We start from the raw sequence: 11,773 nt of genomic DNA on the forward strand, positions 1-11,773 counted from the left end.
AGCTTGGAGCTTGATTGAATAAAAGGAAAAGGAAATGCGTTAGGGCTGTGGTGCTGGTTCAGAAAAAGCGTCGTAGAGGTTTTCCGCCCCTAATAAACGACAGTACTGTAAAGCGAGCGGTGATTGTTGGTTCGCTGTAAGTTGAAGAGACTTAATGCAGTCGACGAGATCGGACTGTTGTTGCTTTTCAAGCTGCAGCTCAAATTGTAAGGCTTCACGGTAGAGTGAATCAACAACGTGTGCTTTGAGGTGTTTACGCAGCTCTCGATAACTATGAAGCAAGGTTTCAGAGCGACTTAAGCATTGTTGCACCTTGTGCCACTCCTCCTCAGCGAAAGAGAGTTGCTGCTCATCAAGCCATTTGAGAAGCAGCAGTAGATTGACGTTGCCATGGAATTGGTTTTGCAAAGCTAAGCACGCATCCTTAACACCGCGCACACTGTAATACTGAAGGCTAAATTGCCATAGTCGTTCCAGTGTTAGTGATATTGGTGCGTGCTCTGGGCTCATAAGCTATCCATATCCAGTTCCATCTGCTCAAGCTCTTCTTGAGTGGACATCCAATCCATTTCAACTTCTTCTAGCTGTGACTTACTGCTCGCTTGTAGAGCGAGTACTTTATTCAGTTTAGCCTTATTTTCAGCTTCATACAGTGAAGTATCGGATAATTCTTGCTCGGCTTCTTCAAGAGCTAACGTTAATTTATCCATCTGCTTTTCAAATTGAGTCAGCTTTTTACGAATTGGTGCCGTTAGTTTCCGGAACTCTGCTTCTTTACGTTTCTGATCTTTTTTTGCTGCTGCACTGTTGGCGCCATCTTTTGCTGGTGCCAATGCTTGTGCTTCTTTGCGCTCAACTTTCTGTTGTTCGGTTAGCCACTTGTAGTAATCGCTAAGGTCACCATCAAACGGTGCAACTTGACGGTCGTGTACAAGGTATAAATCATCAGTAGTGGCACGAAGTAGGTAGCGGTCGTGCGATACGATAACCATCGCGCCTTCAAACGTCTGTAATGCAAACGTTAGTGCCTGACGCATATCGAGATCCAAGTGGTTGGTTGGTTCATCGAGTAGTAATAGGTTCGGTTTTTGCCATACCAGCAGAGCCAATACCAAACGCGCTTTTTCACCACCGGAGAAGGGGGCCACTTTATCGAGTGCTTTTTCACCTTGGAAGCCAAAGCTACCTAGGTAGTCACGCAGTTGTTGATCGGTGTGTTTTGGCGCAATCTGCATCATGTGTTGAAGTGGTGTCTCTTCAGGGTGCAGCGTCTCTAATTGGTGCTGTGCAAAGTAACCCATTTTAACGCCTTGCGAATAGCTCAGCTCACCACCTTGCTGTTTCAGTTCGCCAGAAAGCAGTTTAATCAGCGTTGATTTACCAGCACCATTTCGACCAAGTAGACCAATACGGCTGCCCGGCACTAGGTTCAAGCGAATCTTCTCTAGAATCAGATTGTCATCGTAACCCGCCGATACCTCGTCCATCATCATGATTGGGTTTGGTAGTGCGTCTGGTTCTCTAAATTCAAAGCTGAAAGGGTTATCAAACTGAGCGGGCAGTACTTGTTCCATTTTCTCTAGCGCTTTAATACGGCTTTGCGCTTGGCGAGCTTTTGAAGCTTTGTAACGGAAACGGTCAATGTAGCTCTGCATGTGCGACATTTGTTTCTGCTGCTTTTGGTACATCGCTTGTTGCAGAATTAGCTTTTGCGCTCGTTGGGTTTCGAACGACGAGTAGTTACCGGTGTATTCATTGAGCAGTTGATTTTCAACATGCACGATGCGGTTGACGATAGGATCCAAGAAGTCCCTATCGTGTGAGATAAGAACGAGTGTGCCTGGGTAGTTTTGTAACCAGCGCTCTAGCCACATTACAGCGTCTAAATCCAAGTGGTTGGTTGGCTCATCGAGTAACAGTAGGTCACTGCGACACAGTAGGGCTTGCGCTAGGTTCAAACGCATACGCCAACCCCCTGAAAATTGAGTCAGGTTCCATGTCATTTGTTCTTGGCGAAAGCCTAGGCCGTCTAACAACTCAGCCGCGCGTGCTTTGATGCTATAACCACCAATGGTTTCAATCTTGCCATGGATCTCTGCGACTAATGTGCCGTTGTCGGCTTGTTCGGCTTTCTCCAGTTGATCTTCAAGGCCACGGTATTCACGGTCGCCATCAATCACGTATTCAATTGCTGTTCTTTCTAATGCAGGTGTTTCTTGAGCAACCCAAGCCATTTCCCAATGGGCTGGTTTACTGAATGAGCCTGCATCAATAGACAGTTCGTCCTTAATTAGGGCGAACAGCGTAGATTTACCACAGCCATTCTTACCAACCAAACCGATCTTGTCGCCAGGGTGAAAAGTCGCAGATGCTTGGTCGAGGAGTGGCTTACCGCCGCGTAGCAATTGAATATCAGAGAAAGTAATCATAATTGAAATAGCATAGAAATTAGAGGTGAACAGACGCCTGCATAGTAGGCTGAAACCAGATAAAAGTCGATCACAATGCAATTTGCGTTATGATGCCAATAACATATTAGTAACTTTTGCTTAAATTCTTGTGGCCTTGCCACCGTTTAGCCTTCAAAGGAATGTTTCAAAGGAATGAGTAATACTCCCTCGACAGACAACCCCGTGCCAAAGGTGCTGGTCATCTATGCGCACCCAGAGCCGCAAACCTCTATCGCTAACCAGATCATGGTTAAAAAGATAGAGTCGCTTGGGAATGTCAAAGTCCACGATCTCTACGCCATCTATCCTGACTTCTTTATTGATGTGCCTTCTGAGCATGCATTGCTGCTTGAATATGATGTGATCGTGTTCCAACACCCTTTGTTTATGTATTCCTGCCCATCACTACTTAAAGAGTGGTTTGACCGAGTATTAGGCAAGGGTTTTGCGTTTGGTGAGCAAAGTGCGCTTAAAGGTAAACACTGGCGCAGTGTGATTACTACCGGTGGTAAAGAAGAGGCGTTTGGTGCCGCAGGCTATAATAAATATCCATTACAAGAGATTTTGCAACCATTCGAGCTAACTGCTGCTTTGTGTCAGATGCACTGGATATCCCCTTTGGTTTTACACTGGGCACGAAATGTCACCGATATGACGCGTTACCAACACGCAGAAGCGTATCGAAATTGGTTGCGAGACCCGCTACAAGATATAGGAGCGAATGATGGCTCTGACTAACGATTTTCTACAAAGTAGCGTTATATTTTTAGCTGCTGCTGTGGTTGCGGTTCCTATCGCACAGCGCGCTGGATTAGGGTCGGTACTCGGTTACTTATTAGCGGGTGTGGCGATTGGCCCTTGGGGGCTTGGTTTAATCAGTGATGTAGAGGCGATTCTACACTTCTCCGAATTCGGGGTGGTACTGCTGCTCTTCTTGATTGGTCTCGAACTTAATCCGAAAAAACTGTGGCAGATGCGAGCCCCCATTCTAGGACTTGGTGGCGCGCAAGTGCTGATCACCACTCTGATTATTACCGCCATCGCGTGTATGTTTGGTTTAACTTGGCAAACTAGCTTAGTCATCGGCATGGGTTTAGCTTTGTCTTCGACCGCTATTGCGTTGCGTGTTATTGAAGAGCGAGAGCTTGGTGGCAAAGAAGCGGGGCAGTCTGGCTTTGCGGTATTACTTTTCCAAGATATTGCCGTAATCCCTATGTTGGCGATGCTGCCTTTGCTTGCTGGCAATACGGGCGGCAGTTGGGCTGACATGTTGTGGATGCTAGGCGGTGTGATTGGCTTGCTTGTCGGTGGTCACTTCTTGTTGAGACCACTGTTCCGATATGTAGTCATGAGCGGTGTGCGTGAGTTGTTCACGGTAGCAGCGCTGTTATTGGTGATTGGTATTGCCGTCATCATGCAGCAGATTGGTTTGTCGATGGCATTAGGTACTTTCTTGGCGGGCGTACTTCTGGCTGAAAGTGAATATCGACACGAGCTTGAAATCGCGATTGACCCATTCAAAGGGTTACTGCTTGGCTTGTTCTTTATTTCGGTTGGTATGGCGGTGAATTTAGGTTTACTGGCAGAAAGCCCATTCGCAATATTGATTGCGGTGTCGTCTCTGGTCGTGTTGAAAGGCTTGGTGTTGTATGCGCTGGCTCGTATCTTCGGTACTCAAACTAAAGCGCGTAGCCGTATGGCGATGATCCTTAGCCAAGGTGGTGAGTTCGCCTTCGTTATTTTTACCGCGGCGAGCGCACAAGGCATCTTAAGCGGCGACCAAGTGTCGTTCTTACTGGTTGTTGTGAGCCTTTCTATGGTGACCACACCATTGATGCTTAAGCTGCAAGACCGATTTTTTGCTCGCCAACTTAATCAAATCAGTGAAAGCGCGATGTCTTCAGATGTGGTTGATCGTAGTCCTCGAGTGATTATTGCGGGCTTTGGTCGTTTCGGTCAGATCATTGGTCGCTTGATGTACGCCAATAAGATTCGTATCACCGTCCTTGAAAGTGATGCCAGCCAAATACATATCCTTAGGAAGTTCGGCTACAAGGTATTTTACGGTGACTCTACTCACCTTGAACTATTACGAGCTGCGGGAGCTGACAAGGCAGAAGCCATTGTGTTATGTACCGATTCTCCTGATGAAATCATGAAGACCGTCGATTTGTGTAAGCAGCACTTCCCACAGTTGAAGATCTTAGCGCGTGCACGAAGCCGTGTTGAAGCGTATCAATTACTTAACCATGGTGTGAGTAACTACTCGCGTGAAACCTTCCTTGGGGCATTAGATTTAGGTCGTCAAACATTGACCGAACTTGGCATGCATCCATATAAAGCGAAGCGAGCAGAAGCACACTTTAGGAAACTGGATAATGGTATGCTGAAAGAGTTGCTGCCTCAGCATAACGAAGATGCCGAGTTAGCCCAAAGAGCGAAAGAGGCTCGCAAAGAGCTTGAAGAGATTTTTGGACACGAGATGGAAAATGATCACCAATCTCGAAACTATTGGCAGTAGCTTGAAGTGATAACTAATGCTAGAGCTCTAGAAATAAAAGTCTAGATAACTAATCTAATAATAAACGTGGTCTCTGCTTTGTCTTTAATAGATCTAGATCGGAAGAACTGCGAATCCAGAGTTGTAAAGGATATGAACGTGAAACAGAAAAAACGCTTTATCGCAGGGGCGAGCTGCCCAAGCTGCAAGACTCAAGACACACTCCGTTGGTGGATTGAAAATAATATCGAGCTGGTGGAATGTGTCGATTGTGACTTCACAGAACAGCGTAAACCGAAAACTGTAGAGAAATCTGAACACGCGAATCAAGAAATGATCGGTATTTTTAAGCCTGAGTGATTGAGTTTCGTCAATTGATCCCCATAATATCCGGGTACAGAATTTTTCCTAAGCTCAACTGTTCGAGCTTAGTCCAAACCTCCTTGGAGCTCTCATGAAAATTGAAAAGAACGTAGTAGTTAGTGTTGCATATCAAGTGAAACTTGAAGATGGCGTAGTAGTTGACCAATCAACTGCAGAAGCTCCACTAGATTACCTTCACGGTCACAACAACCTAATTACAGGTCTTGAAAAAGAGCTTGAAGGCAAAGTCGCTGGCGACAAGTTCTCAGCAACTGTTACTCCAGAAGACGCTTACGGCGAGCACAACGATGACCTAGTTCAACGTGTTCCTGCAGACGTATTCCAAGGTGTTGAGCAAATCGAAGTTGGCATGCGTTTCCTAGCGGATACTGACCAAGGTCCAATCCCAGTTGAAGTTACTGAAGTAGATGGCGACGAAGTTGTTGTTGACGGTAACCACATGCTAGCTGGCCAAACTCTAACGTTTGACGTTGAAGTTGTAGCGGTTCGTGAAGCGACTGAAGAAGAAGTTCAACACGGTCACGTACACCAAGAAGGCGGCTGTGGCGGTCACGACCACGATCATGATCACGAAGGTGGTTGCTGTGGTGGCGAAGGCCATGACCATGCTGAAGAGAAAAAAGACGGCTGCTGCGGCGGCGGTAGCTGTGGTTCTCACTAATACCGAATTAACGGTTTAGTTTAAGAATATTGAAAACCTCCCTTGTGGAGGTTTTTTTCGTTTAGGGTGCTAGCTTTTTGAGTTGGCTTTTCGTCTACCAAACTAAATGCCCGCAAATCTAAGCGTTCGTAAATAGTTTGGTTTTCGCTATCAGACATCAAACCTTGGATGTGGTATTGATAGCACAACATTATAAGTCGACGTCAGTGGAGAGTTTGTATGTCACAGCCTTTTTCAATTGCCATTCATGGTGGTGCAGGCACCATCATACGAGAGCAAATGAGTGATGAATTAAAAACGGGTATTACCGAGGCTTTGGAAAAATCGGTTTTGGCTGGCTATCAAGTATTACAGTCGGGTGGCGATGCGCTAGATGCAGTGGTTGCTTCAGTTAAGGTGATGGAAGACAGTCCCCACTTTAATGCCGGTAAAGGTTCTGTTCTGACTCATGATGAATTTGTTGAGATGGATGCTTCTGTGATGCACGGTCGTGAAATGGATGCGGGGGCTATTGCCGGTGTCCGCCATATCAAAAATCCAATTGAGCTTGCGCGTGATGTGATGCTTAAAAGCGACCATGTGCTACTGATTGGTGAAGGCGCCGAGAAGTTTGCGTTTGAGCATGACCATACTTTCACCGAGCAAGATTACTTCTTTACTGAGCGTCGTTATGACCAACTTCAGTTGATGAAAGAGAAAGGTATTTTTGCTTTGTCTGAAGCGAAATATGATGAAGAGCAAGCAGATAAATATCCAGATGATAAAAAGTACGGCACGGTTGGCGCGGTCGCATTAGACCAAGCCGGAAACTTAGCAGCCGCAACCAGCACTGGTGGCGTAACCAATAAAAAATACGGTCGTGTGGGAGATTCTCCAATCATCGGTGCAGGCACTGTTGCTGAAAATGGCAACGTGGCCGTTTCAACAACAGGTATGGGGGAGTTCTTCCTTAGAAAGATGGTTGCCAGTGATGTGGCGGCACGAATGCGTTATCTCAAGGAAGATGTGCATACGGCTTGTGAAACGATTATTCAAGGTGAATTGAAAACCATGGGTGGTGAAGGAGGCTTGATTGCTATCGATGGACAAGGTGATATTCATTTCGGTATGAACAGTTCAGGAATGTACCGTGCGAGTGTTGATACTAATGGCTGCGTGGAAGTAAAAATTTATGCCGATGACTAAGTTTGTATTGGCTTAACTGACTTTAGTTGAATTAGCGCAGGTTAAACAAACAAAAGGGCGACAGATAAGTATCTGTCGCCCTTTTGGTTTTCTATGTCCCGTCCTGACATGTGTTTACACATTGAGGACGAAAAACTAACGATATGCGTCACTAGAACTAATTCGTTATCTTTAAAGCGCACTTAATAGTGTGGAGGGGGCGTCTCTTCTGATGCGTCAGCGAGGTTTGAGCCATCCATATTTTTTACTTTGCCAACCACGAACTTCATCTGGTCTTGCATTCTCGTGATCAACATCTGTTGTTGGCTAAGCGCTTCATTAAGTTCTTCAATGGTTTGCTCTTGGAAAGCCAACTGACATTCTAGGTCATTCACGCGGCTTTCTAATTGTTCAACTCGCTTTTCTGTCATCGTTCTTAATCCACATTCCAAGCTTGGGCAATGCCCGCAGAGGTGCCCGATATCACACGGTTCTTATCATCAAAGGCTGCATCATACACTACCGCACGAGGAGGGCGAGCATCTTTTAATGGCTCGGCGTCGTGGCGAGAAATGCGTTTGCCATCTTGAGTATTCCACACGCTCACTTGGCTAGATGGCGTACCTGTTACCAACATACTGCCGTCATCAGAAAAGCGAGCACTGGAGAAAATTAGCTGTCGAGACCAGCTCTGCAATTGAGCTTGAGGTTCACCTGTCTCAAGATCCCAGATCATCGCTTGATTCCCTCCATCGGAGGTAAAAGCTAGCTCTCCATCTCGTTGTAAGGCAACTCGTACGACTCTTTGTTCGTGCTCGAATGTACGCAATACCAAGCCTGATTCGGTATCCCAAAGGTAAGCTTTATAGTCGTTACCGCCTGATAATGCGTAGCGCCCATTCGAAGATAGGGAGACGGAATTAACTTTTTCTCGGTGAGCGAGGAACTCCAGACGGCGTCCGGTGACTAAGTCCACATAGATAGCTTTGCCATTAGATAGGCCCAGCAGTACTTTTTCACCGTTGCTAGAGATATCAACATCGCGAATTAAGCCATCGGAAATCGACCATAGCCCTTCAGCTTGTGTCCAAGATAAGTCCCAAACGGCGAAATTCATCTGACTGGCGGTAATGGCAAAGCGACCATTGTCAGAGATGCGAATACGCGATACTTGATTTTCGGATTGATCTTGTGGACCAAGCTGAGCCAGTTCTTTGTTCTGGGCAAGATCCCAAAGGAGCAGCTGTTTTTGCTGCGAGTAGAGCAGCGCGAAGCGTCCATCTCTACTTAGGGCAAAGCTGGTGGCGCCGTTGGGTTCAATTTCCCAGCGTTGGTCATCATCTTGGAAGAAAAAGCAGCCATTTAACAAGGTGATGACAATCGTACATAGCAATGAGTGGAAAAATATTCGCATCACATCCAATAATCCGGTTTGTGTCGAAAGACATATGACTAGTATATTGTTATAACTAACGTATTCACACCAATCTAATCATTAGATTTGTGCACAATAACCAATGGCTTGGCCATTAATTGGAGAATTCAATGAAATCAGTTTTAAAAGTATCACTGCTTGCCGCAACGGTTATGCTAGCAGTTGGTTGTCAGAAAGAAGAACCAAAGGCAGAAGCTCCACAGGTAGAAGAAGTTAAAGTTGCAGCAGTAAACTTTAAAACAGAAGATGACAAAGCGGCATACGCGATCGGTGTATCTTTCGCTAACTACTTAAGCACAAGCATTGATAAGCCAAGCGAGCTAGGTATTAACCTAGACAAAGCGATGGTTCTTCAAGGTATCGAAGACGTATTCGCAGAGAAGACGGCACTTAACGAAGAAGAGACGCGTGCAGCTCTTGAAGCTCTAGACAAGCGTGTTGCTGAAACGATGCAAGCACAAGCGGCAGAAAAGTCTGCAGAAGTGAAGAAAGCGGGTGATGACTTCCGCGCTGAGTTCGCTAAAACTGAAGGCGTTAAGCAAACTGAATCTGGTCTACTTTACCAAGTAATGACGGCTGGTGAAGGCGCTTCTCCAAAAGACACTGATACGGTTCAAGTACACTACAAAGGTACGCTAACAGACGGTACTCAGTTCGACAGCTCTTACGATCGTGGCGAACCAGCAACATTCCCACTAAACCGCGTAATCCCAGGCTGGACTGAAGGCGTACAACTGATGCAAGTGGGTTCTAAGTACAAGTTCGTTATCCCGCCAGAGCTAGCATACGGTGAGCAAGACACACCGACTATCCCAGCTAACTCAACGCTAGTATTCGAAGTAGAACTACTAAACATCGATAACGCTGAAGCAGCTCCTGCACAATAATATCGGTTAAAAGCCTCGTGCTAAAATACGTTGATTGAATAAAAAGCCTAACTTTAAGTTAGGCTTTTTTTATGACTTGAATATGAGTATTTGATTTTTAAACTTGTTCTAAATCACTAGTTGCAATGTTAGCTAGGTGTGCAATTAAAATTTTCTGATAAACTTACATAAATTTGTTGATTTTTCACACGAAGGTAAGGAATAAGTGACTACTACAGAAACAGTCAATGCGGACATGTTACTCGAAATGGAATCAGTCCATGTCATGCCATTCAGTGAACACGATAAAATTATCTTAAGATCTTATGAGGCCGTAGTTGATGGTATTGCGAGTCTGATCGGTCCGTTTTGTGAAATCGTTTTACACTCTTTAGAAGACCTCAATACATCTGCGATTAAAATTGCCAATGGTGAAAATACAGGTCGTCAGGTTGGTTCGCCAATCACCGATCTTGCATTGAAAATGTTGAAAGATATTGAAGGTTCTAAGCGTAACTTCTCTCGTTCATATTTTACTCGCGCTAAAGGCGGGGTACTAATGAAGTCGATCACGGTTGCTATCCGCAATGGTGAAGACCGAGTGATTGGCTTATTGTGTATTAACGTGAACTTAGATGCGCCATTCTCACAAGTTCTGCAATCTTTCATGCCTACGCAAGACGCGGACGAAGCTGCGTCATCTGTTAACTTTGCTAGTGATGTTGAAGAACTTGTCGACCAAACGGTTGAACGCACGATTGAAGAGATCAATGCAGACAAATCTGTATCGAACAACACCAAAAATCGCCAAATCGTGATGGAGCTATACGACAAAGGTATTTTCGACATCAAAGACGCGATTAACCGCGTTGCTGAGCGATTGAATATCTCTAAGCACACAGTGTACTTGTACATCCGTCAACGTAAAACAGAGGATGAAGAGGGTTGTTAAGCTATACACTCTTAGTTAATGGACCCGTTTACGGCTCACAATCCGCAAGAAGTGCTTATCAGTTTGCTGTGGCTCTATTGAAACAGGGCCACAAACTTCACAGTGTGTTCTTCTATCAAGACGGCGTCAGTAATGGCTCTGGCATTACTGTGCCGGCTAATGATGAATTTGACTTAGCTGCCGCTTGGCAAAAACTGGCGGACGAGCACAATGTTAGCCTAGAGACATGTGTTGCTGCTGCGCTAAGGCGTGGAGTTATCAGCACTGAAGAAGCGGCGCAACATCAATTAATTGCCTCTAACTTGGCGACAGGGTTTACCCAAGCTGGCTTAGGGAGTTTATCTGAAGCACTTCTGACGCAAGATAGGGTTGTCCAGTTTTGAGCTCATTAGCATTTATATTTAACAGCTTTCCTCATACAACGGCTGCAGGTAGGGAAGGGCTAGACGCATTGTTAGCGGCTTCAGCTTACAGTGAAGACATCAGCGTATTCTTTGTCGCTGATGGCGTTACACAGCTTCTCAAAGCGCAACAGCCTGATGAATCCTTATCACGTGACTATATTTCTGCATTCAAGCTTATGGACCTCTACGACATCGAGCAGGTTTACGTGTGTCAACATAGCCTCAATCAGTTTGGTCTCTCGACTGATAACTTACTGATCGATGTGACTGCGCTAGAAATGAATGAGTTGACGCAGAAGTTAGCTCAGAGCCAAAAAATACTGACTTTCTAGGGAACGTTATGCTTCATATTGTAAAATCAGTAGACAAACTCAAGCTTGCATTGATGTACTCGCAACAAAAGGACCATATCCTTTTGGTTGAAGATGCGGTGTATGTTTGCCTTCCAAATCATGAGTTATTCAATCAAATCTCCACCGTTAAACATGTGTCGGTATTAAAAACAGATCTTTATAGTCGAGGTTTACAACAACTTGCTTCAAGCACCCTGGATCAAGTGGACTTCGATGGATTCGTAAAACTGACTGTTTTGAACGACAAATCAGTCACTTGGTAGCTGCATTTTATCAGTGTGGTTAAAAAAAGACCATCCTGAGCTCTAGACGGCTAAAAAAGATCTGTATATTTCTTGACACACATCCCACTGCTGAATAGAATTTTGCGTCCCTATTTACACTATGTGTAATAGGGCTAGATTTTTCATCAAGCTTACTTTCAAGTAAATCAGGAGCTAGTTAATGGCAACTATTAACCAGTTGGTACGTACTCCTCGTGTAAAGCAGGTTGTTAAAAGCAACGTGCCTGCACTAGAAGCGTGCCCACAAAAACGTGGTGTATGTACTCGCGTATATACTACTACTCCAAAAAAACCGAACTCAGCACTACGTAAAGTATGTC

At 45.2% G+C, this 11,773-nt stretch carries 14 protein-coding genes and 1 pseudogene; 11 read left to right on the forward strand and 4 right to left on the reverse strand.

Going from position 1 to position 11,773, the window contains the following annotated elements; genetic code table 11:
• Positions 1-39 precede the first annotated feature (39 nt).
• Complete coding sequence (locus tag MED222_RS00845; protein WP_009848923.1) at positions 40-510, reverse strand: TIGR02444 family protein; 471 nt, start codon at positions 508-510, stop codon at positions 40-42.
• Positions 507-2,429, reverse strand: a complete 1,923-nt coding sequence (locus MED222_RS00840; RefSeq protein ID WP_009848924.1) for an ABC transporter ATP-binding protein — start codon at positions 2,427-2,429, stop codon at positions 507-509. The genes MED222_RS00845 and MED222_RS00840 overlap by 4 nt, the downstream gene beginning before the upstream one ends.
• Positions 2,430-2,603: 174 nt before the next feature.
• On the opposite strand from MED222_RS00840, the gene kefG reads away from it, so the two are divergent.
• The 5 genes from kefG to MED222_RS00815 all read left to right on the forward strand — a co-directional run bounded on the left by kefG (position 2,604) and on the right by MED222_RS00815 (position 7,180).
• Positions 2,604-3,188 carry a glutathione-regulated potassium-efflux system ancillary protein KefG gene (gene kefG, locus MED222_RS00835; RefSeq protein ID WP_009848925.1) on the forward strand — a complete coding sequence of 195 codons (585 nt, stop codon included), beginning with the start codon at positions 2,604-2,606 and terminating at the stop codon, positions 3,186-3,188.
• Positions 3,175-4,971, forward strand: a complete 1,797-nt coding sequence (kefB, locus tag MED222_RS00830) for a glutathione-regulated potassium-efflux system protein KefB (protein WP_009848926.1) — start codon at positions 3,175-3,177, stop codon at positions 4,969-4,971. Before kefG ends, kefB begins: the two co-directional genes overlap by 14 nt.
• A gap of 138 nt (positions 4,972-5,109) precedes the next feature.
• A complete protein-coding gene (locus MED222_RS00825) occupies positions 5,110-5,310 on the forward strand; it encodes a YheV family putative zinc ribbon protein (RefSeq protein WP_009848927.1) in 201 nt (66 codons plus the stop codon).
• Positions 5,311-5,404: 94 nt separating this feature from the next.
• Positions 5,405-5,995 (forward strand): peptidylprolyl isomerase, encoded by a 591-nt coding sequence (gene slyD, locus MED222_RS00820; protein ID WP_009848928.1) that lies wholly within the window; start codon positions 5,405-5,407, stop codon positions 5,993-5,995.
• Between the two features lie 219 nt (positions 5,996-6,214).
• Positions 6,215-7,180: an isoaspartyl peptidase/L-asparaginase family protein gene (locus tag MED222_RS00815; RefSeq protein ID WP_009848929.1), complete on the forward strand. Its 966-nt coding sequence runs from the start codon at positions 6,215-6,217 to the stop codon at positions 7,178-7,180.
• 182 nt (positions 7,181-7,362) lie between these two features.
• Here MED222_RS00815 and MED222_RS00810 read toward each other — a convergent pair whose 3' ends face one another.
• A complete protein-coding gene (locus tag MED222_RS00810) occupies positions 7,363-7,590 on the reverse strand; it encodes a SlyX family protein (RefSeq protein ID WP_009848930.1) in 228 nt (75 codons plus the stop codon).
• A 5-nt stretch (positions 7,591-7,595) separates the two neighbouring features.
• Positions 7,596-8,573, reverse strand: a complete 978-nt coding sequence (locus MED222_RS00805; protein WP_009848931.1) for a WD40 repeat domain-containing protein — start codon at positions 8,571-8,573, stop codon at positions 7,596-7,598.
• A 131-nt stretch (positions 8,574-8,704) separates the two neighbouring features.
• Between MED222_RS00805 and fkpA the strand changes: the two genes are divergently transcribed.
• From fkpA to rpsL, 6 genes and pseudogenes are all read left to right on the forward strand, one after another.
• Positions 8,705-9,481 carry an FKBP-type peptidyl-prolyl cis-trans isomerase gene (gene fkpA, locus MED222_RS00800; RefSeq protein WP_009848932.1) on the forward strand — a complete coding sequence of 259 codons (777 nt, stop codon included), beginning with the start codon at positions 8,705-8,707 and terminating at the stop codon, positions 9,479-9,481.
• Positions 9,482-9,686: 205 nt separating this feature from the next.
• Positions 9,687-10,412: a helix-turn-helix transcriptional regulator gene (locus tag MED222_RS00795; protein WP_012604921.1), complete on the forward strand. Its 726-nt coding sequence runs from the start codon at positions 9,687-9,689 to the stop codon at positions 10,410-10,412.
• The gene (gene tusD / locus MED222_RS00790) at positions 10,406-10,795 is read left to right on the forward strand and encodes a sulfurtransferase complex subunit TusD (protein WP_009848934.1); all 390 of its coding nucleotides are present in this window, start codon (positions 10,406-10,408) and stop codon (positions 10,793-10,795) included. Before MED222_RS00795 ends, tusD begins: the two co-directional genes overlap by 7 nt.
• On the forward strand, positions 10,792-11,148 hold the full coding sequence (gene tusC, locus MED222_RS00785) for a sulfurtransferase complex subunit TusC (protein WP_009848935.1): 357 nt from the start codon (positions 10,792-10,794) through the stop codon (positions 11,146-11,148). Before tusD ends, tusC begins: the two co-directional genes overlap by 4 nt.
• Before the next feature lie 8 nt (positions 11,149-11,156).
• On the forward strand, positions 11,157-11,432 hold the full coding sequence (gene tusB / locus MED222_RS00780; protein WP_009848936.1) for a sulfurtransferase complex subunit TusB: 276 nt from the start codon (positions 11,157-11,159) through the stop codon (positions 11,430-11,432).
• 181 nt (positions 11,433-11,613) lie between these two features.
• Positions 11,614-11,773: pseudogene (rpsL, locus tag MED222_RS00775) on the forward strand (30S ribosomal protein S12); the annotation flags it as partial.

The organism is Vibrio sp. MED222, assembly GCF_000153005.1.
Lineage (GTDB): Bacteria > Pseudomonadota > Gammaproteobacteria > Enterobacterales > Vibrionaceae > Vibrio > Vibrio tasmaniensis_A.

What these genes read in the sequence shown, in the direction of transcription:
- MED222_RS00845 (WP_009848923.1), bottom strand. Translation starts at nt 510, where the DNA reads ATGAGCCCAGAGCACGCACCAATATCACTAACACTGGAACGACTATGG.
- MED222_RS00840 (WP_009848924.1), bottom strand. Translation starts at nt 2,429, where the DNA reads ATGATTACTTTCTCTGATATTCAATTGCTACGCGGCGGTAAGCCACTC.
- kefG (WP_009848925.1), top strand. Translation starts at nt 2,604, where the DNA reads ATGAGTAATACTCCCTCGACAGACAACCCCGTGCCAAAGGTGCTGGTC.
- kefB (WP_009848926.1), top strand. Translation starts at nt 3,175, where the DNA reads ATGGCTCTGACTAACGATTTTCTACAAAGTAGCGTTATATTTTTAGCT.
- slyD (WP_009848928.1), top strand. Translation starts at nt 5,405, where the DNA reads ATGAAAATTGAAAAGAACGTAGTAGTTAGTGTTGCATATCAAGTGAAA.
- MED222_RS00815 (WP_009848929.1), top strand. Translation starts at nt 6,215, where the DNA reads ATGTCACAGCCTTTTTCAATTGCCATTCATGGTGGTGCAGGCACCATC.
- MED222_RS00810 (WP_009848930.1), bottom strand. Translation starts at nt 7,590, where the DNA reads ATGACAGAAAAGCGAGTTGAACAATTAGAAAGCCGCGTGAATGACCTA.
- MED222_RS00805 (WP_009848931.1), bottom strand. Translation starts at nt 8,573, where the DNA reads ATGCGAATATTTTTCCACTCATTGCTATGTACGATTGTCATCACCTTG.
- fkpA (WP_009848932.1), top strand. Translation starts at nt 8,705, where the DNA reads ATGAAATCAGTTTTAAAAGTATCACTGCTTGCCGCAACGGTTATGCTA.
- tusB (WP_009848936.1), top strand. Translation starts at nt 11,157, where the DNA reads ATGCTTCATATTGTAAAATCAGTAGACAAACTCAAGCTTGCATTGATG.